Raw genomic sequence first — 23,828 nt, 5'->3', positions numbered from 1 at the left:
CCAGCGCGTTCGCGGCGCGCCCCGCCTCAGTTGCCGCCGGCCCGAATCGCCTCGAAAACGCCCGGATCGACCAGGGTCGAGGTGTCGCCGAGTTCGCGGCCCTCGGCCACATCACGCAGCAGTCGCCGCATGATCTTGCCGCTGCGGGTCTTGGGCAGCTCGGGCACGATGTGGATCTCGCGCGGCTTGGCGATCGGGCTGATCTCCTTGGCCACCTCGGCCTTCAGCTCGTCGACCAGGCCGTCGCCCGCCCGGCCCGCCGAGTCACCGGTGAGGATGACGAAGGCGACGATCCCCTGACCGGTCGTCGCGTCGCTGGCGCCGACGACGGCGGCCTCGGCCACGGCCGGGTGCCCGACGAGCGCGGACTCGACCTCGGCGGTGGAGATGCGGTGGCCGGACACGTTCATCACGTCGTCGACACGGCCGAGCACCCAGAGGTCACCGTCGGCATCGAGCTTGGCGCCGTCGCCCGCGAAGTACCAGCCCTGCTCGGCGTAGCGCTCCCAATAGGTGGCCCTGTACCGCTCCATGTCGCCCCAGATACCGCGCAGCATCGACGGCCACGGCTTGTCCAGCACCAGGTAGCCGTTGGCCTCGGTCTCGCCGAGCTGGACCGGCTTGCCCTCCTCGTCGACCACCGTCGCCGAGATGCCGGGCAGCGCGCGCATGGCCGCGCCGGGCTTGGCCGCGGTGACGCCGGGCAGTGGGGAGATCATGATGGCGCCGGTTTCGGTTTGCCACCAGGTGTCGACGATGGGGGTTTTGTTGGCGCCGATGACGTCGCGGTACCAGCGCCAGGCTTCGGGGTTGATGGGTTCGCCGACGGAGCCGAGCAGGCGCAGGGTGGTCAGGTTGTGGGCGTCGGGGATCTCGCGTCCCCATTTCATGAAGGTGCGGATGAGGGTGGGGGCGGTGTAGTAGATGGTGACGCCGTACTTCTCGATGATCTCGAAGTGGCGGTGTTCGGTGGGGGAGTTGGGGGTGCCTTCGTAGACGACCTGGGTGGCGCGGTTGGCCAGGGGGCCGTAGACGATGTAGCTGTGGCCGGTGACCCAGCCGATGTCGGCGGTGCACCAGTAGACGTCGGTGCCTGCTTTGTGGTCGAAGACGTTGTGGTGGGTGTAGGCGGTTTGGGTGAGGTAGCCGCCGGTGGTGTGCAGGATGCCTTTGGGTTTTCCGGTGGTGCCGGAGGTGTAGAGGATGAAGAGGGGGTGTTCGGCGGGGAAGGCCTGCGCCTCATGGGAAGGCGAAGCGGTGCCGACGGTTTCGTGCCACCACAGGTCGCGCCCATCGGTCCACGGCACCTCGGTGCCGACCCGGCGCACGACGAGCACGTGCTCCACCGAGGACGGCACATCGCCCTTGGCCGCGAGCGCCTCGTCGACGGCCTCCTTGAGCGGGGCGGGCTTGCCGCGCCGCCACTGCCCGTCGGTGGTGATGATCAGCCGGGCCTCGGCGTCGTCGACGCGCTGCCGCAGGGCCGTCGGGGAGAACCCGGCGAACACCACGGAATGGGTGAGTCCCAGCCGCGCGCAGGCCAGCATCGAGACGATCGCCTCGGGCACCATCGGCATGTAGATCGCCACGCGATCACCCGCCTCCAGGCCGAGCTCGGTCAGGTAGTTCGCGGCGCGGGAGACCTCTTCGAGCAGTTCGTGATAGGTGATGTCGCGCGAGTCGCCGGGTTCGCCTTCCCAGTGGATGGCGACCTGGTCGCCGTGTCCGTCGATGACGTGGCGGTCGACGCAGTTGTAGGCGACATTGAGCTCGCCGTCGGCGAACCAGCGCGCGACCGGGGCGTCGCTCCAGTCCAGCACCTGGGTGAAGGGCGTGTGCCAGTGCAGGCGGTGCGCCTGCTCGGCCCAGAAGCCGTCACGGTCGGTCTCGCCGCGCTCGTAGAGGTCGGCGCCCGCGTTGGCGGAGGCGGCGAACTCCGCGCTCGGGGGATACGAATCCTGGTGTCCTGCAGCGGTTTCGGTCATGTCGAATCAGCCTCACATGCCTGGTGCGGTCGGGTCGGTCGCGCGGGGCTCACCCCTGCTCCCTCGAGCGTAGTCAACCCGGTCGCGCTGTCGGCGGCGTTGTGTCGGCAAGGTTTCGGCATGGTCAATCGGGGCCGGTTCATCCGATGACTTCGCGGACAGACCGGCCGGTCGCGGGCTATCGTTTTAAATCAACCGTTCAGCTGATGGTTCCGAGAATTGTTCATTTTTTTCTGCCGAGCATGAGGGGCTCGGCATTTTTTCCTGCGTTTCCGTCGAGTAACCGTACTGATACATGTGAAGCGAAAAAGGCTCGGTTCACTGAAAAACCGGGCCGAAGTGGCTAACCTCCGAGCGTTATGCCACGGGAATCGAACCGGGAGAGAGCGTTGAGATTCATCAGAGCGACCGCGCTGATCGCAGCGGGCCTGGCGGCCACCAGCCTCGGCCTGACCGCGTGCTCGTCCGACGACAGTGCCGACGCGAGCATTGTCACCACCAACGCGGGGGAACCGCAGAATCCGTTGGTACCGACCAACACCAACGAGAACATGGGCGGTCGCGTCGTCGACCGCTTGTTCGCCGGGCTGAAGTACTACGACGCCACCGGTGAGGCGCACGACGAGATGGCGGAGAAGATCGAGACCGCCGATCGCAAGTCGTACCGCATCACCATCAAGCCGAACTGGAAGTTCACCGACGGCACCACGGTGACCGCCAAGTCCTTCGTCGACGCGTGGAACTACGGCGCGCTCGCCTCCAATGCCCAGCTACAGAGTTACGTGTTCACCCCCATTGTCGGATTCGACGAGGTGAATGCCGAACAGCCCAAGGCGCAGACGATGTCGGGCCTGAAGGTGGTCGACGACCGCACTTTCACCGTCGAACTCAAATCCCCCTCGATCGATTTCGAGAGCGCTCTCGGCTACGCCCCGTTCTATCCGCTGCCCGACGCCGCCTTCAAGGACATGCAGGCGTTCGGCGAGAAACCGATCGGCAACGGCCCCTACGCCTTCGGTTCGTGGGAGCACAACGTCAAGATCGACTTGACCCCCAACCCGGATTACCCCGGCGGCCGCCCGGCCAAGAACAAGGGCCTGCGGTTCGTCATGTACCAGTCCTTCGACACCGCCTACGCCGATCTGCAGGCGGGCAATCTCGACACCCTCGACACCATTCCCGACAGCGCGCTGACCTCCTACAAGAGCGACCTGGGCGACCGCGCGATCACCAAGCCGACCGCGCAGAACCAGCACATCGGCATCCAGACCAGCGTGCCGCATTTCGGTGGCGAGGAAGGCGTGCTGCGCCGTAAGGCGATCTCGATGGCGATCAACCGCCCGCAGATCATCGACAAGATCTTCAACGGATTGCGCATTCCCGCGCGCGATTTCACCGCATCGACGCTGCCCGGCTTCGACGGCAACCTGCCGGGTTCGGAGGTGTTCGACTACAACCCCGACCAGGCCAAGAAGCTGTGGGCGCAGGCCGACGCGATCTCGCCGTGGTCGGGCAAGTACACGATCACCTACAACTCCGACGGCGGTCACCAGGCCTGGATCGAGGCCGTGGCCAACAGCGTGAAGAACACCCTCGGGATCGACGCGGTGGCCAACCCGGTGCCCACGTTCAAGAACGTGCGTGACGCGGTGAACGCCAAGACCATCGGCACCGCCTTCCGCTACGGCTGGCAGGGCGACTACCCGACGATGATGCAGTTCCTGTCCTCGCAGTACTACAGCTACTCCGACACCAACAATGTCGACTACAACAACCCGGAGGTGGACCGCCTCTTCGACGCCGCCATGGCCGCGCCGACCCAGCAGGAGTCCTACAAGCTGATCGCCCAGGCGCAGACGATCATGATCAAGGACATGGCCGACATCCCGGTGTTCGACTATGTCGCCGCCGCGGGCCGATCCGACCGGGTGACCAAGGCCGAGCTGGCCTGGAACGGTCTGTTCGACTTCGAGAACATCGAGAAATAGCACTCGGAACTGGGCCGGGCCACGGTAAGTGGCTCGGCCCCAGTCGTTTTCGGAGGAAAGATGGCTTGGTACATACTTCGGCGCCTGCTCCAGATGATCCCGGTGTTCCTCGGCGCGACGCTGCTGATCTACGCGATGGTGTTCCTGATCCCCGGTGACCCGATCAAGGCGCTGGCCGGTGAGAAACCGCTGACCCCGGCGGCCGAGGCGGCACTGCGCGCCCGGTATCACCTCGATCAGCCGTTCATCGTGCAATACCTGCACTATCTGAAGGGGATTCTCACCCTCGATTTCGGCACCTCGTTCTCGGGCAGGCCGGTGCGCGAGGAACTCCAGCGCGCCTTCCCGATCACGATCAAACTCGCGTTTCTCGCGGTGCTCATCGAGGGCCTGTTCGGCATCGTGTTCGGCCTGATCGCGGGCCTGCGCAAGGGCAAGCTCTTCGATTCGACCATGCTGATCGCCAGCCTGGTGATCATCGCGGTGCCGGTGTTCGTCGTCGGCTATCTGGCGCAGTTCTTTCTCGGGGTGAAATGGGGGATCGCGCCGGTCACCGTCACCGGGAACGCGAGCCTGGGGGAATTGCTCGTCCCGGCGTTCGTGCTCGGGTCGCTGTCGTTCGCCTACGTGCTGCGGTTGACCCGTAACTCGGTGGCGGAGAACAAGACCGCCGACTACGTGCGCACCGCGACGGCGAAGGGGCTTGGTCGCAGGCGGGTGGTCACCGTGCACATCCTGCGGAATTCGATGATCCCGGTGGTCACCTTTCTCGGCGCCGATTTCGGCGCGCTGATGGCGGGCGCGATCGTCACCGAGGGCATCTTCAACATCCCCGGCGTCGGCGGCACCATGTACCAGGCGATCACCCGCGGCGAGCCACCGACGGTGGTGTCGTTCGTGACGGTGCTCGTCGTGGTGTTCCTGCTGACCAACCTGTTCATCGACCTGCTCTACGCCGCGCTGGACCCGAGGATCCGTTATGCATGAGAGCCAACAGCATTACGTGGCCCCCGCCGACGAGGTGGAGGTGCTGGCCACCGACCGGGTGGTCGACACGGGCACGCCGACCAGCATCTGGGGTGACGCGTGGCGGCGGTTGCGCCGCAATCCGGTGTTCCTGGTCGCGGTCGTGCTGATCGTGCTGGTGCTGCTGGTCGTGGTGTGGCCGTCGCTGTTCACCAGCCAGGACCCGAAGCTGTGCCTCGGCGAGTTCGGCATGGACGGCCCCCGCCCCGGTCACCCGTTCGGGTTCGACAAGCAGGGCTGCGACGTCTACGCGCGCACGATCTACGGCGCGCGGGCCTCGGTCAGTGTCGGGATCGGAGCGGCGATGCTGTTCCTGCTGGTCGGCGGGATCCTCGGCGCGCTGTCGGGATTCTTCGGCGGCTTCCTCGACACCGTGGTCTCGCGGATCGCCGAGGTCTTCTACGCCATCCCGATGGTGCTGGCGGCGATCGTGCTGCTGCAGCTGCTGCGGCCGACCACGGTGCTGACGGTGATCCTGATCCTCGTCGCGTTCACCTGGCCGCAGGCGGCGCGCATCGCCCGCGGCGCGGTGATCGAGGCCAAGAACAGCGAGTACGTCACCGCGGCCAAGGCGCTGGGCGTGTCGCGGCTGGGGACCCTGATGCGACACGTGCTGCCGAACGCGGCGGGTCCGCTGATCGTGGTCGCCACGCTGTGGCTCGGCGTCTTCATCGTCACCGAGGCCACCCTGTCGTTCCTCGGCGTCGGCCTGCCGCCCGACATCGTCGCCTGGGGCGCCGATATCGCCCGCGCGAAGTACGAGATCCGTACCTCGCCGATCCTGTTCTACCCGGCCGCCGCGCTGGCCATCACGGTGCTGAGCTTCATCCTGCTCGGTGACGCGGTGCGCGACGCACTCGATCCGAAGGAGCGCACCCGATGAGCGAGGCCACCCCACTGCTCGAGATCCGCGATCTCGATGTGTGTTTCACCACCGACGGCAAACAGGTACCCGCCGTTCGCGGCGTGAATCTCACCGTCTTTCCAGGTCAGACCGTCGCCATCGTCGGTGAGTCGGGCTCGGGCAAGTCGACGACCGCGCACGCGATCATCGATCTGCTGCCCGGCACCGGCAAGGTCACCGCCGGACAGATCCTGTTCGACGGCACCGACCTCACCCAGGCGTCGGAGAAGGAGATCGTCGCGATCCGCGGCAACGGCATCGGCCTGGTCCCGCAGGACCCGATGTCGAACCTGAACCCGGTGTGGAAGATCGGCTTCCAGATCCGGGAGACGCTGGCGGCCAACGGCATCGCCACCGGCGACGCCGCCCGCAAGCGCGCGGTGGAACTGCTCGCCGAGGCGGGCATGTCGGACGCCGAACGGCGGGTGAACCAGTATCCGCACGAGTTCTCCGGCGGTATGCGACAGCGCGCACTGATCGCGATCGGGCTGTCCTGCCGGCCCAAGCTGCTCATCGCCGACGAGCCGACCTCGGCGCTGGACGTCACGGTGCAGCGGCAGATCCTCGGTCATCTCGAACAGCTGACCGCCGAGCTCGGCACCGCGGTCCTGCTGATCACCCACGACCTCGGCCTGGCCGCGGAACGGGCCGAGCACCTGGTGGTGATGTATCGCGGCCGGGTCGTCGAATCCGGTCCGGCGCTGCAGATCCTGCGCGATCCGCAGCACGCGTACACCAGGAAACTGGTCAGCTCGGCGCCGTCGCTGGCCGCGCAGCGGATGTCGTCGTCGCGGCAGCGGGCCGCCGTGCGCGCGCAGGCCGTCGAGGTGGCCGAGGCCGGGGACAACGTCGGCGACACCGTGCTCGAGGTGCGGAACCTGTCCAAGGCGTTCAAGATCCGCGGCAAGCGGCCGTGGCAGTCCACGGATTTCGTGGCGGTCGACGACGTGAGCTTCAGCGTCGACCGGGGGACGACCACCGCGATCGTCGGCGAGTCCGGTTCCGGCAAGTCGACCATCGCGCAGATGGTGCTCGGCCTGCTCGAACCGACCGCGGGCAGCGTGTCCTTCGACGGCAAGGACGTCGCCACGCTGGACCCCAAGGGCGCGTTCGCCTTCCGGCGTCGCGTGCAGCCGATCTTCCAGAACCCCTACGGCTCGCTCGACCCGATGTACTCCATCTTCCGCACCATCGAGGAGCCGCTGCGGGTGCACAAGATCGGCACCCCGGCCGAGCGGGAGGCGGTGGTGCGCGATCTGCTCGACAAGGTGTCGCTGCCGTCGTCGGTGCTGCGCCGGTATCCGAACGAGCTCTCGGGTGGGCAGCGTCAGCGGGTGGCGATCGCGCGGGCGCTGGCGCTCTCGCCCGAGCTGGTGGTCTGCGACGAGGCGGTCTCGGCGCTCGACGTGCTGGTCCAGGCCCAGATCCTCACCCTGCTCAACGATCTGCAGGCCGAGCTCGGCCTGACCTATCTGTTCATCACACACGACCTGGCCGTCGTCCGGCAGATCGCCGACCACGTCCTGGTCATGCGGGCGGGCAAGGTCGTCGAGTCCGCGACCACCGACGAGGTGTTCGCGGCGCCGGAACAGGACTACACGCGGGCGCTGCTCGACGCGATTCCGGGCCGGGAGCTGCTCGCCGGGTGAGGTCCGGCTCGGCCGCGCGAAACGCCTCGTCCGCGCAGCTCACCGGCGTACCGTGAGCCGGGTCCGAGGTGGTGCGTGGTGGATCGCAGGGGTAGGAGACGCCGATGGATCGCATTCAGGCCGAACGGCAGGCCGAGCTGGAAGCGCGCAGGCGCCGGGCGCTGACCCCGGCCGCCAAGCGGTTGGCCGAGGAGCTGTGGCCGGACCGCACCTGGCCGGGGGTGCGCGGTCTGCACGTGGTCGTCGGGGGCGCGGTGGTCGGACGGTAGCCTCGTATGCCGTGACTGATCCGCTGCAGCCCCTGGTCGACCTGCCCGGCGTGCGTGAAGCCGCCGACAAGGCCCGCGACGCGCTCGCCGCGGTGCATCGGCACAAGTCGAACCGGCGTGGCTGGGCGACGACTGCCGCCGAGGCGGCCGTGCGCGCCGCGCGGTCCTCGGCCGCCATCGAGGGCGCGAGCACCGACCTGCCCGCCGACGGCAAGGTCAGCGATCCGGTGCTGGCCGGCGCGTTGCGGGTCGGGCAGGCGCTCGACGGCGACGCGCTGACGAATCTGGTCGGCACCTGGCAGCGCGCGCCGCTGCAGGCGCTGGCCCGGCTGCACCTGCTCGCCGCCGCCGATCTGGTCGCCGATGAGCAGGAACTCGGCAGGCCGCGCTCGACTCCCGGCGTCGCCGAGCGGCTCGATCTGCTGGTGCAGACCGTCCAGGCGAGCAAGGCGCCCGCGCCCGTCCTCGCGGCGGTCGTGCACGGTGAGCTGTTGTCGCTGCGACCCTTCGGCAGCGCCGACGGTGTCGTCGCGCGGGCGGCGTCGCGCCTGGTCACGGTGTCGAGCGGGCTCGACCCGCGCAGCCTCGGCGTGCCGGAGGTGTTCTGGCTGCGGCGCCGCCAGGCCTACTTCGACGCGGCCGCCGGGTTCGGCATGGGCACCCCGGAGGGGGTCGGCGGCTGGGTGCTGTTCTGCGCGGGCGCGCTCGAAGACGGTGCCAGAGAGGCGAACTCGATCGCCGACGCGGCTGCGGGCTGAGACCCACCCCCGAACATCGAAACGGGCGGCGTGCCGATTACTCGGCCTCACCGCCCGCTAGCACGGACAACCCGGTTACCAAGCGTGCTCGGTGGGTTGTGTTCGGTGGCCTCGGCGATCATCCGAACCCCGCCGGTTCATCCCCGCAACCTGTGCGAGGCGTTCGCCGACGACTGCCCGAATTTCGCAGGCCCACAACTCTGCTGCCCTTGTCGCGGCGCGCTCCGCGTGGGTGCCTGGCGTCCGTGCTGGGAAGGGTGGGATGGGAGGCGAAACCTTCTCTTCCGGCTCCGTCTTGGCCTTCCGTCCTTCCGTGACTCCATTCTTACACTGTGATGGCACTCACAGCAAGCGTATCGATGGCATCACCGGATACGACAATTTTCGGCGTGTCGCCGGGCGATTCGTGCTGGGGCGTCGCAGGTCAGCGACGTTTCCGCAGCAGTCGGTAACTGATCGCGCCGGCGATGATCGCGCTCACTCCGAGGGCCGCGGTGGCTGCCACGGTGGTGCTCGACGGCGCCTGGAAGCGCGACCACAGCGACACCGGATTGGAGAAGGTGAGCACCGGCCAGCCCCGGGCGACGGCCTCCTTGCGCAGCGCCCGGTCGGGGTTCACCGCCGTCGGGTGGCCGACCGCGCTCAGCATCGGCAGGTCGGTCACCGAATCGGAGTAGGCGTAGCACCGGGACAGGTCGTAACCCTCTGTGGCCGCCAGCTTTTCGATCGCGGCGACCTTGCCCTCGCCGTAGCAGTAGAACTCGATGTCGCCGGTGTACTTGCCGTCCTCGACGACCATCCTGGTCGCCTCGGTGTGCGAGGCGCCGAGCACCTCGGCTATCGGCGTGACGATCTCCTCGCCGGAGGCCGAGACGATCACCACGTCGTGTCCGCGGATCTTGTGATCGGCGATCAGATCGGCCGCCTCGGCGTAGATCAGCGGGTCGACCAGATCGTGAAGCGTTTCGGCCACAATCGATTTCACCTGCTCGACATCCCAGCCCGCGCACATGTTGGCGAGGTTTGCCCGCATTCGTTCCATCTGGTCGTGATCGGCACCGGAAAGCAGGAACAAAAAGTGCGCGTAGCTGCTCTCCAGCACGGCTCGGCGATTGAGCAGACCCTGTGCGTAGAACGGTTTGCTGAACACGAACGCGCTCGACTTCGCGATCACTGTTTTGTCGAGATCGAAGAAGGCGGCGACGCGTCCGCCCGGCACCGGCGCTCGGCCCGAAGGGGCGAGTCTTGTGTCCGGAAGCGGAGTCTGGTCGCGTTCGGCCGTCACGACAACAGAATAGGCACGCCGCGCGCGGCGCGCAGGAACCGCCCTTCCGGGGCGCCGCGAGAGTTTGCCCCGGGGACGCCGGAGGCCGCGAATCGCCGAAAGATGGTGGCGAACGCTACTTGCGCCTGCGCCGGGGGATGGGTGTAGTATTGCTGGCACCTGGACATGGTCCAGGCGCGTTCAGCCCGACCCCCCGGGGCTGAACCCGACGGCCCCAGCCTCCTCCCCCCCGGCTGGGGCCGTCCTCTATTTCCGGGTAGGTCGAATAAGTTCTCCACACCCCCGAGTTATCCACAATCGCGCTCTGACCGCTGTTGGGAAATTTCGCGCTCGGCCACGCTGAGCTGCATGAACCTCCTCGCCGCACCCTCCGCCATCGGACTCGCCCCCGCCCTGGTGCTAGTGCGCGATCCCCGGCTGCGCGCCGAAGTGCGCCGGGTCGCGGCGGCCGCCGAACGCGTCACCGACGAACGCGGCCTGCCCGTCGGGCGGCACGCGTGGTCGGGGGCGGGGCTGGTGATCCTCGACACCGCCGCCGCCACCGCGGCCGCCGCGGCAGGGTACCCGCGACGGCCGGGGATCGTCCTCGTCACCGAGGGCGAACCCGCGGTACCCGACTGGCAGGCCGCCACCGCGGTCGGCGCGGAGCGGGTCGTCGCGCTGCCCTCGGGCGCGGTCGCGCTGGTCGAGCAGTTCGCCGAGCACGCCGAGTCGAGAACCGGGGAAGGCGTGGTCGTCGCGGTCGCCGGGGCCGGCGGTGGCGCGGGCGCGTCGACGCTCGCGGCCGCCATCGCCCTGCGCGCCGCCGCACGGAAGTTACGGCCGGACACGGTGCTGATCGACGGCGCTCCACTCGACGGCGGCATCGACCTGGTGCTGGGGATGGAGAACGTCGCGGGCCTGCGCTGGCCGGATCTGGTCATCGAGGACGGCCGGGTCTCCGCGGCCGCGCTGCACAGCGCGCTGCCTGCCGCGACCACCGGGCTGGCGGTGCTGTCGTGCGGGCGGCACGGTGCCGGGCGGCCATCGACCGAGCTCACCCCGGCCGCCGTGCGCGCGGTCATCGAATCCGGCAGGGCAGCAGGGGATCTGGTCGTCTGCGATGTGTCCGGTGAGCGTGGCCCGGCGGCGGACGCGATGGTCGATGCCGCCGACCTGGTGGTCCTCGTCGTCCCCGCGCGGCTGCGCGCTGTGGCCGCCGCCGAAGTGGTGGCGGCCTACCTGGGCGCGCGAAATCCCAATCGGGGCTTGGTCGTTCGTGGGCCGGCGCCGGGTGGACTGCGTGGCGCCGAAGTCGCCGAGGTGCTCGGCCTGCCGCTGCTGGCCGCGGTGCGCGGGCAGGCGGGCCTTGCCGCGCGCCTGGAACGGGGTGGGCTCAGTGTGCGCAGGCGCGGTCCGCTGCGCGACGCCGCCGATGCTGTGCTGTCGATGGTGGGTGCGGCGCGATGACCACCTTCGTCACCGTCGAGCTGCTCGAGCGGGTGCGCGAACGGCTCGCCGAGCACCCGGGCGTCCCCGACGCGGCGCAGCTGGCCGCCGCGATCCGCGCCGAAGCGGGCGGCGTGCTCGCCGACACCGACCTGCTGCGGGCGCTACGCCTGCTGCAGACCGAGATGACCGGGGCGGGCCTGCTCGAGCCGCTGCTGCACGATCCCCGGGTCGCCGATGTGCTCGTCACCGGACCCGACTCGGTGTGGATCGACCGTGGTCACGGACTCGAGCGAACCGAGGTCCAGTTCGCCGACGAGGCCGCGGTCCGCCGTCTCGCCCAGCGCCTCGCCCTCGCCGCGGGCCGCAGGCTCGACGATGCGCAACCCTGGGTCGACGGCAAGCTCACCGGCACCGAGGCGACCCTCGGCGACGCGTTCGGTGTCCGCCTGCACGCCGTCCTCGCACCCGTCGCGCACGACGGCACCTGCCTGTCCCTGCGTGTCCTGCGTCCCGCCACCCAGGGACTGCGCGCCCTGTCCGCCGCCGGCTCGGTGCCACCGGCCGCGCTCCAGCTGCTCACCGGCATCGTTCGCGCCCGGCTGGCCTTCCTCGTCGTCGGCGGTACCGGCGCGGGCAAGACCACCCTGCTCTCCGCACTCCTGGCCGCGGTCGATCCGGCCGAGCGGATCGTCTGCGTCGAGGACGCCGCCGAGCTGGCCCCCGTCCACCCGCACGTGGTGCGGCTGGTCGCCCGCACCGCCAATGTCGAGGGCGTCGGCGCGGTGACGGTGCGCGACCTGGTTCGCCAGTCGCTGCGCATGCGCCCCGACCGCATCGTCGTCGGTGAGGTGCGCGGCGCCGAGGTCGTCGACCTGCTCACCGCCCTCAACACCGGCCACGATGGCGGCGCCGGCACCGTCCACGCCAACTCGCCGCAGGAAGTCCCCGCCCGCCTGGAAGCGCTCGCCGCCCTCGGCGGCATGGACCGCGCGGCCCTGCACAGCCAGCTCGCCGCCGCCGTCCAGGTCGTCCTGCACGTCCACCGCCGCGCCGACGGCACCCGCGGCCTCCGCGAAATCGGCGTCCTCGACCGAGCAGGCACCGGCATCCGCATCACTCCCGCCTGGCGCTCCGACGACGCCCCCACCCCCGCCGCCGCCGAACTCGCCCGCCTGATCGAGGGGAGGCTCGGATGAGAACCACGGGGGCAGGGGCTTGGCCGGTCCGCCGCAACGGCGGTTCTTCGCACGCTCACGTCTCGGGATCGGCTCGCAGTCAGCGGGAGTGTGCGTCCGAGGGAGCGCGGGCCGACGGTCGGCCGGTTCGTGAGAAGGGTCCGTTCCCGCAGGTCGGCGATGATTCGGGCCGGGATCGTGGTGGTGCGTTGATGCCGAGTACCGGTGTCGGCATGTGGCCGGTCCGCATCGACGCGGGGTCTTCGTGGGAAGTGGACCGAAGCTCGGTGACCAGCGATCGGGGTGATGAGTCTGCTGCCGTGCGGTCCGGGATTCGGCCGGTCTGCGAGAACGACGCGCGTCTGAATGCCGATGAACCTCCTGCTCAGGACTGTGATTCTGAGCAGGAGTGCGGCGGGCCCGAGATGTCGAATGGGAGCGCCTGCTTGTGGACGATCTGCGACAACACTGCGATCGCGCATGTCAACGATCGGGTTGTGCTGCGTACCAGCGCGATTGGTGAAACTGCTCGCACGAGCACCGACGGCCGGTCGGATCGCGAGGGGGACGTATCGCCGATGACCGAGGGCGCGTGGCACGGTCCGGGTTCCGGAGCGGGCCTGCGCTCGGCGCGAACCCGAAGGGACAGCGGGGCTGCCTGTACGGGCGCTGGCGTGTGGCCGGTCCGCGAGATAGGCGCATTCCCGCAGGTCGGAGATCATCCCTTCCGGGATCGGGATCGGGATCGGGATCGGGATCGGGATCGGGATCGGGATCGGGATCGGGATCGGGATCGGGATCGGGATCGGGATCGGGATCGGGATCGGAATCGCGGCGGTGCCTGGTCTCGCCGTGAGCCTGGATTGTCGGCTACGACTACGGGCGTGTGGCCGGTTCGTACCGATACCGCCTTCGCGGTAGATGGCAAGCGAAGTCGGGTGCGGGCCAGGAGGGAGCGGGGTAGTGGCGCAGGCAGTACACATCGGTCGAGGCGATCGGTTCACCTGGGCGGCGCGGTGACGGGTGGGGTGCAGACGTTGAGACTGTTACTGCAGGAACTCTTTTCGAGTCGCGGGCGACAGGGCGGCAGGGAATCCGCTGTCGGGGTCCTCGTCGATGATGTGTGCCAGCCGCCAGCGGTACCGAGCGTAGTACTGTGTGCCACGCCGTTGGCTCGGGGAATGCGAGCACACCCAGGTGATACACCGCAGAGGTGTCGCACCGCGGCGCACACGTTCCCCGTCGCTGCGGATGCGAGCCCTCATCATCGCGGGCGCCGCTGCGCCGACCTACGCCCCCTTCGTGGCGCAGCGGCGGGATCGCAGATCGAAGCTGGACCGGATCCCTTAGGGGAGTTGGCTTTCGATGTCGCGGTCACGGTGGCAGAAGCGGTGCGGTCCGGCGGGCCTGCGAGGGGGAGGCTCCCGGCGCGGACAACCCCGCTCACTCCGCCCCCGACCTGGATGCTTGCCGGTTCGGCTGGTTCGGCGGGTTCGGCGGGTTCGGCCGCGTTGCTGTCACGACCGGACCAATGCCCTTGGCGCCGCGCGATTCACCGCCCTCGTCGGTTGGGAAGGTGACGTCAGCACCGGACGTGGAATCGACGACAGAACGGCACGGAGGTGGCGATGGCGGTCGGACTGCTCTGTTGCGCAGTGGCGGTGCTGCTGCTTCCCGCCGCGGGCGATCGGCGGCGTTTTCGGCGATTGTTCGATGCGGGCGGGACGCGCGCGATACGACGGATACCCGTGGCGTGGGGTGTGGGAATCGGCTTGGGGTGCACGGCATTCGCGCTAGGAATCGGGACGGGGCTGGCGGTGCTCATGGTGGGCGTCACCGTCGCGGTGCGGAATCGGCGCGGTCATGGTGAGCGTGTGCGCCGGACGGAGTGCGGCCATCTCCTGGCCGGTCTCGAGGCGGTCGTCGGTGAACTGCGGGTCGGCGCGCATCCGAGCGCTGCCGCCGAAGCCGCGGCCGCGGAGTCCCGTGGGGAAGCGGCCCGGGTGCTCGCGATCAGCGCGGGCCGCAGCCGGCTCGGCGGTTCCGGGGCCGACGGCTGGCTGCACCCGGAGTCGCCGGTCGCCGAGGAACTGTCGCGGGTCGCCACCGCCTGGCGGGTCGCCGAAGAGCACGGCCTCGCCCTGGCCGAACTGCTGTCCGCCGCCAGGACCGACCTGCTCGGCCGCATCCGCTTCCGCGACCGCACCGAAGCCGCCCTCGCCGGCGCCCGCGCCTCCGCCACCGTCCTGGCCGGCCTACCCCTGGTCGGCATCGGCCTCGGTCAGCTCATGGGCGCCGCACCACTGTCGGTGCTCTTCGGCTCCGCCGCAGGCGAACTGCTCCTGCCACTAGGTGCAGGCCTGGCCTGCTGTGGATTGCTGTGGACAGATGTCATCACCCGCCGAGGAACAGCGTGATGCCCCTGGCCCCGGGCTCCCGGTCAGAGGTATCGACGCAGCCCCCACTTCGCGAGAGATCGCGATGTCAGGAGGAGGACAGGCGACGATCAGCGACCACGGTGACCGGTTCCCGGCTCCCAGCCTCCGGCGCTATCGCCGACGCCGCGTCCTGGTGCGCGAGCCGGGTGCGCGTGAGCGAGGTGCGTGGGCCGGGTGCTTGCGTAGGCCAAGTGCGCGTGAGCGAGGTGCGTGGGCCAGGTGCGCGTGAGCGAGGCGCGCGTGGGCCAGGTGCGTGGGCCGGGTGCGTGCGTAGGTCGGGTGCGCTTGAGCGAGGCGGGTAGGCCGGGTGCGCGTGAGTGAGGCGCGTGGGCCGGGTGCGTGCGTGGGCCGGGTGCGCGTGAGCGGGGTGCGTGGGCTGGGTGCGCGTGAGCGGGGTGCGTGGGCTGGGTGCGCGTGAGCGGGGTGCGTGGGCTGGGTGCGCGTGAGTGAGGTGCGCGGGCCGGGTGCGTGCTTGGGCCAGGTGCGCGTGAGCGAGGTGCTTGGGCGGAAGACCGGCGATCACCAGGTGACCAGGCGATCCGGGACTACAGCGGGTGTCTTTTAGCTCCGGCGCGCGGGACTTGCCCGCACCGACCACTGGTGTGCCGCAGGCGTGTTGAGCGCTGCGTCTGCGCTTTCGACCGTCTCCGACCTCGCGTAATGCGTTGACGGAAGGAGTGTTCGGGCCCTGGGTTGATTCGGGAAACGTCGTGGGGAGGACTGCTGTGCACTACTTGGAAGGGCCGCCACCGCCTGCCGCGCTGCTGGTGGCCGCGATGGCGGTGGCCTTGCTGCCGGCGCGGGTGGCGGTCAGTCGGCGGGTGCGGGCGCTCGGGCCTGCGCCTGCGTCGGCGGCGGTGCTGGAGGCGGGTCGGGGGAAGGCGACAGTGGATCCGCTGGGGTCGGCGTCGGCGTTCGATCTGATGGCGGCGTGTCTGCGGGCGGGATTGCCGATGGCCGCGGCCGCGCGGGCCAGTGCGGGGACCGCGCCGCCGGTGTTGCGGGCCGCGCTGCTTCGGGCGGCCGATCTGCTGGCGCTCGGTGCGGATGCGGCGACGGCCTGGGAGCGAGCCGCGGCGGACGCGGTTGGGTCGGCCGGGGCGGACGAGGTGGAATCACTCGCGAGGTTGGCGCGGCGTTCCGCGCGCTCCGGTTCCTCGCTCGCGGCTGCCGTCGGCGAACTGGCGGACCAGCGGCGCGAGGCGGTGGAGGACGCCGCGGTGGCGCGGGCGGAGCGGGCGGGCGTGCTGATCGGTGGGCCGCTCGGGCTGTGCTTCCTGCCCGCCTTCGTCTGCCTCGGCATCGTTCCCGTCGTGATCGGCCTGGCCGATCGGGTCCTCGGCGACGGCGGCCTGCTGTGACCGGCCTCGCCGAGGCCGGCGAAACGTCACCACGCGGATCGGCCGGGTGGTGTGGAAGGAGAGGGGATCACGATGACGTTCGTACGCGCCGTATATATAGGAGCGCGGGCACGGATCATGCGCCTGCTGATCGACGACGACGGCATGTCCACCGCGGAGTACGCGATCGGCACCATCGCGGCGGCCGCGTTCGGTGCGGTGCTCTACGGGGTGGTGACGGGGGACAGCATCGTCAACGCGTTGACCCAGATCATCGACAAGGCACTCAACACGAGTGTGTAAATCGTTGCGGCACAGGTAGTCTCAGTGATGACGCGGGTGCGGTGACGGTCGAGGCCGCCATCGCCCTCGCCACGCTGGTGTCTGCGGTGGTGCTGTGCGTCGGAGCTCTGCTGGCCGCGTCGACCCAGGTGCGTTGTGTCGACGCGGCCCGCGAGGCGGCGAGGTTGACCGCCCGTGGCGACGCGACGAACGCTGTCGCGTCGGCTCGGACGGTCGCGCCGCCCGGGGCGACGGTCGAGATCCGCCACGAGGGTGACCGTGTGGTGGCGGTCGTCGGCGCGGGCACCGCACTCCTTCCCGGTCTGCGATTGCGCGCCGAGGCGGTCGCGGTCACCGAGCCGGGAGTCGGTCGATGACCGGGGCGCGAGCGCGGTGGCTCGCCGGGGACGCCGGCGGGGCGACGGTGTTCGCGTGCGTGGCGCTCGCCGGTCTGATCGCGCTGACCCTGGTGATCGGTCAGGTGGGTGTGGTGGTGGTCGCCCGGCATCGGGCGCAGGCGGCGGCCGACCTCGGTGCACTGGGTGCGGCGAGCGTGCTGGCCGAGGGTGCCGAGGCGGCGTGTGTCGAGGCCGCTGAGGTCGGCCGACGGATGGGTGTGCGGGTGGCGCGGTGTGTGGTCGAGCAGTGGGATGTGGTGGTCGTGGTGGAAGCGAACGCGGCATTCGGAGTGTTCGGCGTGCGCATGATCGCGGCCGCCGCGCGGGCGGGTCCGGTGGATGAGAGTGCGTGACACGGAAGTGTTATCACTGGTCGGTGGTTGTTCCGCGCCGAACTAATCCGTAATTCCGTCGAGCGCTATTCCCGGAATTCCATGCACATTCTTTTATGAGGAGAGAACTAAACGAAAATAATGATGTGGCCTACTCGCGGGCGCCCGTCGGCAATGCGTCAGTTAACAGAAGAGTCGTCCTTTTTATTCGGAGGTGACCGACCCGGGGCGGCGTCGCCGCTGGTCAACGGAAAAATGGTCGAGCGACCAGCATTCTCGCGGTGGGGTGTAGCGCCGGTCACGTCACCGGCGCGCCGGTATTACGAATCCGCTGTCGTGCCGGGGTGTGCCCGCAACTCGCCCAGGACGGCCACCAGGAGCCGTTCCGCCGCGTCCTTGTCGAGCGGGTTGTTCCCGTTGCCGCATTTGGGTGACTGCACGCACGACGGGCACCCGTCCTGGCAGCCGCAGCTGCGGATGACGCTGAGCGTGGCGGCCAACCAGGCGTCCAGCTGGGCGAATCCTCGCTCGGCGAAGCCCGCGCCGCCGGGTTGCCCGTCGTAGACGAACACGGTCGGTGCGCCGGTGTCGGGATGCTCGGCGATCGAGACGCCGCCGATGTCCCAGCGGTCGCAGCCGGCGACTAGCGGCAGCATGCCGATCGCGGCGTGTTCGGCGGCGTGGAGTGCCCCGGGGAGCTCGTCGTCGGTGATTCCGGCGGCGGCGAGCAGCGTGGGCGTGACGGTATAGAGGACGGCCTTGGTGTGCAGGGTCTGGGCGGGCAGATCGAGCTCGACCTGGTCGAGCACCTCGCCGGTGGCCAGCGTGCGGAGGTAGCCGACGACCTGATGGGTGACCGCGACCTGCGCGGATGCGGTGGTGACGGCACCGAATACGCGCTCTTCGGTCATCGCTTCGATGGTGATCGAGGTGACCTGCCGTGCGCTGGTGGTGAAGCCGGGGTCCACCTCGTTGACGAAGGCGACGCCGCCGTCGAGGTCGAGTTCGTCGACCAGGTAGGTCTCGCCCTGGTGCAGGTGGACGGCGCCGTTGTGCAGGGTGGCGGGCGCCCGGCCCGCGTCGGCGGTGCCGAGCAGACGCCCGGATTCGGCGTCGACGATGGCGATCGGCGTACCGAGGCCGCCGCGCACATCCACCGCGTCGTGTGGATGGGTGTGCGCGGTGACGTGCCACCTTCCCGGTGCGCCGCGGGGGCCGGGACGATGCCGGATCAAGCCCTCGTCGGCCAGGTCGGCGAGCACGGCACCGGCTCTGAGCTCGGTGACCTCGGCGTCGGTGAGTGGCAGTTCCATGGCCGCGCACAGCAGTTGGGGTCCGAGGACGTAGGGGTTGTACGGGTCGGTGATGGTGGCCTCGATCGGCCGGGCGAGCAGGGCGTCCGGATGGTGGACGAGGTAGGTGTCGAGCGGATCGTCGGTGGCGACCAGCACGACGAGCGAGCCCTGCAACCGCCTGCCCGCGCGCCCCGCCTGCTGCCAGAACGAGGCGACGGTACCGGGAAAACCCGCGATGACCACGGCGTCAAGACCGGCGATATCGACACCGAGCTCGAGCGCGTTGGTGCTGGCCGCGCCGAGCAGCGTGCCCTCCGAGAGCGATCGTTCCAGCTCCCTGCGGTCTTCGGCCAGATAGCCCGCGCGGTAGGCCGCGACCCGTTCCTGCAGTTCAGGAGCTCGTTCGGCGAGGACACGCCGGGCGTCGAGTGCGATCAGCTCGGCACCCCGGCGCGAGCGGACGAAGGTGAGCGTCCTCGCGCCCTCGGCAACCAGGCTCGCCATGATCTTGGCGGCCTCGCCGGTCGCGGTCCGGCGCACGGGTGCGCCGTTCTCGCCGGTCACGGCGGTACTCAACGGCGGTTCCCAGAGGGCGACGGTTCTGGCACCGTGCGGCGAGGCGTCCTCGGTGACGGCGGTGACCGGCACCCCGATCAGCCTGCTCGCCGACGCGCCGGGGTCGGCGCTGGTGGCCGAGCACAGGATGAACACCGGGTCGGCGCCGTAGAACGCGGCGAGCCGGCGCAGCCTGCGCAGCACCAGGGCGACGTGCGAACCGAACACGCCCCGGTAGGAGTGGCATTCGTCGACCACCACATAGCGAAGATTGCGCAGCACGCGCGCCCAGCGCTGATGCGAACGCAGCATCCCGACGTGCAGCATGTCGGGATTGGTGAAGATCCACCGCGCATTGGCCCGGACCCACTGCCTGATCTCGGCGGGTGTGTCCCCGTCGTAGCTCGCCGGATGGGCCTCACGCAGGGGATTGTCGTGGATCAGCGCACCGACCGCGCGCAGCTGATCGGCGCCGAGCGCCTTGGTGGGGGACAGGTACAGCGCGGTCGCCCGCGGGTCGTCGTGCAGCGCGGTGAGCACCGGCAGGAGATAGCCGAGAGATTTCCCGGAGGCGGTCCCGGTGCTGACGACGACGTGCTTTCCGGCCGCCGCCAGCTCGGCGGTCCGGGTCTGGTGATCCCACGGGCGCTCGATCCCGGCCGCGTCCAACGCTGTGACCAGCTCGGATGGCACCCAGTCCGGCCAATCGGTGGTGCGCGCGGGCCGGGCGGGCAGCTCGGCGACATGGGTCAGCGGGTTGCCGCCGGACGCCGCCTCGACCAGGACACGATTCAGCAACGATCGCCCGTAGCTCTCGCCGATAGCTGTCGGCTGGACCTCGGTCCGCTCTGCCGGATTCATCCCATAGCCCTCTCGCGCCACGCCGGAAGTGTGAAACGTGTGTGTGCGGCGAGCGCTACCTGCGATTTCGTAACCCAATAGCGACCTGGGTCACAGCAGGTTTGCTGGAAGCTCACCCGGTTATCGTGAAGCAAACAGACTGGAAGTACGGATTCACCCAATCTCTCCCTCACCTGCGCATTCGCAAGATCAAGAATTTTGCAAATTGTCGGTAACTCGACTGTTGAATTGCTCGTGGACATGGTTCACTGGGTCTCGGTCGCAAGCTTCTGTGTTCGAGGGACGGATCGAAAGTCCAAACCATCAGCAGGATCGATGTTGCGAACGCCGTGCTCAGGCTTTCCTTGCAGGGGGACCAACAGTACAGCGGTCGGAACGGACCCGGTGGACGAACCCAGTTGTCCGCCGTTCCGGTAAGAAAGAGAAGGAACAGAATGGCACAGGGAACTGTGAAGTGGTTCAACGCGGAGAAGGGGTTCGGCTTCATCGCGCCCGAGGACGGCTCCGCTGACGTCTTCGTCCACTACTCGGAGATCCAGGGCACGGGCTTCCGTACCCTCGAGGAGAACCAGAAGGTCGAGTTCGAGGTCGGCCAGGGCACCAAGGGCCCGCAGGCCACCGGCGTTCGCGCGCTCTCCTGAGCTGCGAAACGAATCAACGCCCGTCCCCCACCTCCTGTGCGGAGGTGGGGGACGAGCCATTTCAGGGGTAAGGTCGCCCAGAAGTTCTCCAGGCCGAGGAGGCCGGAAACCCGCGGCGCCAGCCGCCGTGGACGCAGCTACCCAAGTGCGCAAGGTATAAACGTCACTGGTGGCGATGTCCGAACGTCGCGCCGTCTGCCCCAGCCGCGCACCGAGCGGACCTCCCGACGCGCGGATATAGAAGGAAGGTGTTCGCCGGTGGCAACACGAGACCGCAGTTCAGCCGACCAGGGGCGTCCCCTGCGTCGTCTCGTGATCGTCGAGTCCCCGACGAAGGCCCGCAAGATCGCGCCTTACCTGGGTCGCAACTACACGGTCGAGGCTTCGGTGGGCCACATCCGTGACTTGCCGCGCGGCGCGGCCGACGTGCCCGCCAAATACAAGGGGCAGTCCTGGGCGCGCCTCGGCGTCGACGTCGATCACGACTTCGAGCCGATCTATGTCGTCAGCCCGGACAAGAAGGCCAAGGTCTCCGAGCTCAAGAGCCTGCTGGCCGACGCCGACGAGCTCTACCTCGCCACCGACCCCGACCGCGAGGGCGAGGCGATCGCCTGGCACCTGCTCGAGACGCTCAAGCCGAAGGTCCCGGTCCGCCGGATGGTCTTCCACGAGATCACCGAGCCGGCCATCCTCGCGGCCGCCGCCGATACCCGCGAACTCGACAACGACCTGGTCGACGCGCAGGAAACCCGCCGCATCCTGGACCGCCTCTACGGCTACGAAGTCAGTCCGGTGCTGTGGAAGAAGGTCATGCCCCGCCTGTCGGCGGGTCGCGTGCAGTCCGTCGCCACCCGCGTCATCGTGCAGCGTGAGCGGGAGCGCATGGCGTTCCGCTCCGCCGAGTACTGGGATATCGCCGCCAAGCTCGACGCCGGAGTCGACGAGAACTCCGATTCGACCAATCCGCGGACCTTCGGCGCGCGGCTGGTCCAGGTCCAGGGCGACCGGGTCGCCTCCGGTCGCGACTTCGGCTCCGACGGCCGGCTCAAGTCGGCCTCCGGTGTGGTCGTGCTGGACGAGGCCTACGCGCGCCGGCTGGCCGAGGCGCTCGACGGGGCCGACCTGGTGGTCTCCTCCGCCGAGGCCAAGCCGTACTCGCGCAAGCCGTACCCGCCGTTCATGACCTCGACGCTGCAGCAGGAAGCGGGGCGCAAGCTGCGCTTCACCTCCGAGCGCACGATGCGGGTGGCGCAGCGGCTGTACGAGAACGGCTACATCACCTACATGCGTACCGACTCGACCACGCTGTCGGAGTCGGCCATCGCCGCCGCGCGGTCGCAGGCGACCCAGCTCTACGGCGCGGAGTACGTCTCGCCGACGCCGCGCCAGTACACCCGCAAGGTCAAGAACGCGCAGGAAGCGCACGAGGCGATCCGCCCGTCCGGCGACACGTTCATGACCCCGGGCCAGCTGGCCGCCAAGGTCGACCAGGACGAGTTCCGGCTCTACGAGCTGATCTGGCAGCGCACCGTCGCCTCGCAGATGGCCGACGCGCGCGGCACCACGCTGACCCTGCGCATCACCGGCACCGCTCGGACCGGCGAGGAGTGCGTGTTCTCCTCCTCGGGTCGCACGATCACCTTCCCGGGCTTCCTCAAGGCCTATGTCGAGAGTGTCGACGAGGAGGCGGGCGGCCAGTCCGACGACGCCGAATCCCGTTTGCCCGCACTGGAAGAGGGCCAGGGCGTCACCGCCGTCGAGCTCACCCCGGACGGGCACAGCACCAATCCGCCCGCGCGCTACACCGAAGCGTCGCTGATCAAGACGCTCGAAGAGCTCGGCATCGGCCGCCCGTCGACGTACTCCTCGATCATCAAGACGATTCTCGATCGCGGCTATGTCTACAAGCGCGGCAGCGCGCTGGTGCCGTCGTGGGTGGCGTTCGCGGTGGTCGGCCTGCTCGAGGCCTACTTCGGGCGACTGGTCGACTTCGACTTCACCGCCGCGATGGAGGACGACCTCGACGCGATCGCCGGTGGCCGCGAACAGCGCGGAAACTGGTTGTCCAGCTTCTACTTCGGTGGCGATCACGGCGCCGAGGGATCGGTGGCGCGCTCGGGCGGCCTGAAGAAGATGGTCGGCGAGCAGCTCGACGACATCGACGCCCGCGAAGTGAACTCGATCAAGATGTTCGTCGACGAGGAGGGCCGCGATGTCGTGGTCCGCGTCGGCCGGTTCGGTCCGTACCTGGAGCGGATGGTCGTCAATCCCGATGACCCGGACGGTGATCCGGTGTCGCAGCGGGCGAACCTGCCCGACGATCTGCCGCCGGACGAGCTGACGCCCGAGGTCGCCGAGAAGCTGTTCTCGACGCCGCAGGAGGGCCGTTCGCTCGGCGTCGACCCGGTGTCGGGGCACGAGATCGTCGCCAAGGAGGGCCGTTTCGGCCCGTACGTCACCGAGATCCTGCCCGAGCCGCCCGCGCCGGACCCGGCCGCGACGCCGGCGAAGAAGACCACCAAGAAGGCGGCCGAGGTCAAGCCGCGCACCGGCTCGCTGTTCAAGTCGATGGATCTGGCGACGATCACCCTCGACGACGCGCTCAAGCTGCTCTCGCTGCCCCGCGTGGTCGGCAACGACCCGGCCTCGGGCGAGGAGATCACCGCGCAGAACGGCCGGTACGGGCCCTACCTGAAGAAGGGCACCGATTCGCGGTCGCTGGCGACCGAGGACCAGCTGTTCTCCGTCACCCTCGACGAGGCGCTGAAGCTCTACGCCGAGCCGAAGCGGCGCGGTCGGCAGGCGGCGAGCGCGGCCCCGCTGCGCGAACTGGGCAACGACTCGGCGACGAACAAGCCGATGGTGATCAAGGACGGCCGGTTCGGCCCGTACGTCACCGACGGTGAGACCAACGCCAGCCTGCGCAAGGGCGACGAGGTCGAGTCGATCACCGACGAGCGCGCGTCCGAGCTGCTCGCCGATCGCCGGGCCCGCGGTCCGGTGAAGAAGGCGGCGAAGAAGACCACCGCGAAGAAGGCGGCCAAGAAGGCGCCCGCGAAGAAGACGGCCGCCAAGTCGACCGCGACGAAGACGGCGACGAAGACGGTCGCCAAGAAGACCGCGGCGAAGAAGACCGCGGCCAAGAAGGCTCCGGCGAAGAAGGCGGCGGCGAAAACCGCTGGTACCGAAGCGGACTGACACCGAGCGGTGCGGGGC

18 protein-coding genes are annotated in these 23,828 nt (G+C 69.3%); 15 read left to right on the top strand and 3 right to left on the bottom strand.

Annotation, left to right across the window (positions count from 1 at the left end):
- Positions 1-26: 26 nt before the first annotated feature.
- Positions 27-1,985, bottom strand: coding sequence for an acetate--CoA ligase (gene acs / locus ACFVW6_RS08245; RefSeq protein ID WP_378824984.1), 1,959 nt, complete (start codon positions 1,983-1,985; stop codon positions 27-29).
- Positions 1,986-2,344: 359 nt separating this feature from the next.
- Between acs and ACFVW6_RS08240 the strand changes: the two genes are divergently transcribed.
- The 6 genes from ACFVW6_RS08240 (at position 2,345) to ACFVW6_RS08215 (ending at position 8,579) form a co-directional block, all read left to right on the top strand.
- Positions 2,345-3,973, top strand: coding sequence for an ABC transporter substrate-binding protein (locus ACFVW6_RS08240; RefSeq protein WP_378824986.1), 1,629 nt, complete (start codon positions 2,345-2,347; stop codon positions 3,971-3,973).
- 60 nt (positions 3,974-4,033) lie between these two features.
- Complete coding sequence (locus ACFVW6_RS08235) at positions 4,034-4,960, top strand: ABC transporter permease (protein WP_355280901.1); 927 nt, start codon at positions 4,034-4,036, stop codon at positions 4,958-4,960.
- On the top strand, positions 4,953-5,882 hold the full coding sequence (locus tag ACFVW6_RS08230) for an ABC transporter permease (protein WP_355280900.1): 930 nt from the start codon (positions 4,953-4,955) through the stop codon (positions 5,880-5,882). The genes ACFVW6_RS08235 and ACFVW6_RS08230 overlap by 8 nt, the downstream gene beginning before the upstream one ends.
- On the top strand, positions 5,879-7,552 hold the full coding sequence (locus tag ACFVW6_RS08225; RefSeq protein WP_378824991.1) for an ABC transporter ATP-binding protein: 1,674 nt from the start codon (positions 5,879-5,881) through the stop codon (positions 7,550-7,552). Before ACFVW6_RS08230 ends, ACFVW6_RS08225 begins: the two co-directional genes overlap by 4 nt.
- Positions 7,553-7,656: 104 nt before the next feature.
- Positions 7,657-7,821, top strand: a complete 165-nt coding sequence (locus ACFVW6_RS08220) for a hypothetical protein (protein WP_355280897.1) — start codon at positions 7,657-7,659, stop codon at positions 7,819-7,821.
- A gap of 11 nt (positions 7,822-7,832) precedes the next feature.
- The gene (locus ACFVW6_RS08215) at positions 7,833-8,579 is read left to right on the top strand and encodes an oxidoreductase (protein ID WP_357346023.1); all 747 of its coding nucleotides are present in this window, start codon (positions 7,833-7,835) and stop codon (positions 8,577-8,579) included.
- A 424-nt stretch (positions 8,580-9,003) separates the two neighbouring features.
- On the opposite strand, the gene ACFVW6_RS08210 is transcribed toward ACFVW6_RS08215, so the two are convergent.
- Entirely contained in the window at positions 9,004-9,798 is a 795-nt protein-coding gene (locus ACFVW6_RS08210; protein WP_355281017.1) for an HAD-IB family hydrolase, read from the bottom strand.
- A 414-nt stretch (positions 9,799-10,212) separates the two neighbouring features.
- Between ACFVW6_RS08210 and ssd the strand changes: the two genes are divergently transcribed.
- The 7 genes from ssd (at position 10,213) to ACFVW6_RS08175 (ending at position 17,281) form a co-directional block, all read left to right on the top strand.
- The gene (ssd, locus tag ACFVW6_RS08205; RefSeq protein ID WP_378824994.1) at positions 10,213-11,313 is read left to right on the top strand and encodes a septum site-determining protein Ssd; all 1,101 of its coding nucleotides are present in this window, start codon (positions 10,213-10,215) and stop codon (positions 11,311-11,313) included.
- The gene (locus ACFVW6_RS08200) at positions 11,310-12,491 is read left to right on the top strand and encodes a TadA family conjugal transfer-associated ATPase (protein ID WP_378824996.1); all 1,182 of its coding nucleotides are present in this window, start codon (positions 11,310-11,312) and stop codon (positions 12,489-12,491) included. Before ssd ends, ACFVW6_RS08200 begins: the two co-directional genes overlap by 4 nt.
- A 1,853-nt stretch (positions 12,492-14,344) precedes the next feature.
- Positions 14,345-14,887, top strand: a complete 543-nt coding sequence (locus ACFVW6_RS08195) for a type II secretion system F family protein (RefSeq protein WP_378824999.1) — start codon at positions 14,345-14,347, stop codon at positions 14,885-14,887.
- 797 nt (positions 14,888-15,684) lie between these two features.
- Entirely contained in the window at positions 15,685-16,269 is a 585-nt protein-coding gene (locus tag ACFVW6_RS08190; protein ID WP_378825702.1) for a type II secretion system F family protein, read from the top strand.
- A 72-nt stretch (positions 16,270-16,341) separates the two neighbouring features.
- Positions 16,342-16,551, top strand: a complete 210-nt coding sequence (locus ACFVW6_RS08185) for a DUF4244 domain-containing protein (protein WP_355280889.1) — start codon at positions 16,342-16,344, stop codon at positions 16,549-16,551.
- A 41-nt stretch (positions 16,552-16,592) separates the two neighbouring features.
- A complete protein-coding gene (locus ACFVW6_RS08180) occupies positions 16,593-16,907 on the top strand; it encodes a TadE family type IV pilus minor pilin (protein WP_378825002.1) in 315 nt (104 codons plus the stop codon).
- Complete coding sequence (locus ACFVW6_RS08175; RefSeq protein ID WP_378825004.1) at positions 16,904-17,281, top strand: Rv3654c family TadE-like protein; 378 nt, start codon at positions 16,904-16,906, stop codon at positions 17,279-17,281. The genes ACFVW6_RS08180 and ACFVW6_RS08175 overlap by 4 nt, the downstream gene beginning before the upstream one ends.
- A gap of 299 nt (positions 17,282-17,580) precedes the next feature.
- Here ACFVW6_RS08175 and ACFVW6_RS08170 read toward each other — a convergent pair whose 3' ends face one another.
- On the bottom strand, positions 17,581-19,971 hold the full coding sequence (locus ACFVW6_RS08170) for a DEAD/DEAH box helicase (RefSeq protein ID WP_378825006.1): 2,391 nt from the start codon (positions 19,969-19,971) through the stop codon (positions 17,581-17,583).
- Positions 19,972-20,405: 434 nt separating this feature from the next.
- Here ACFVW6_RS08170 and ACFVW6_RS08165 point away from each other — a divergent pair, with 434 nt between their 5' ends.
- Positions 20,406-20,612, top strand: a complete 207-nt coding sequence (locus tag ACFVW6_RS08165) for a cold-shock protein (protein WP_019044597.1) — start codon at positions 20,406-20,408, stop codon at positions 20,610-20,612.
- 312 nt (positions 20,613-20,924) lie between these two features.
- Positions 20,925-23,810 (top strand): type I DNA topoisomerase, encoded by a 2,886-nt coding sequence (topA, locus tag ACFVW6_RS08160; protein ID WP_378825704.1) that lies wholly within the window; start codon positions 20,925-20,927, stop codon positions 23,808-23,810.
- The last annotated feature ends 18 nt before the right edge of the window (positions 23,811-23,828 follow it).

The organism is Nocardia sp. NPDC058244 (genome assembly GCF_042882065.1).
In the GTDB taxonomy this organism is placed as follows: Bacteria; Actinomycetota; Actinomycetes; order Mycobacteriales; family Mycobacteriaceae; genus Nocardia.
Note: the sequence above shows the minus strand (reverse complement) of the source record. Positions and strands in the feature narration are given on the sequence as shown.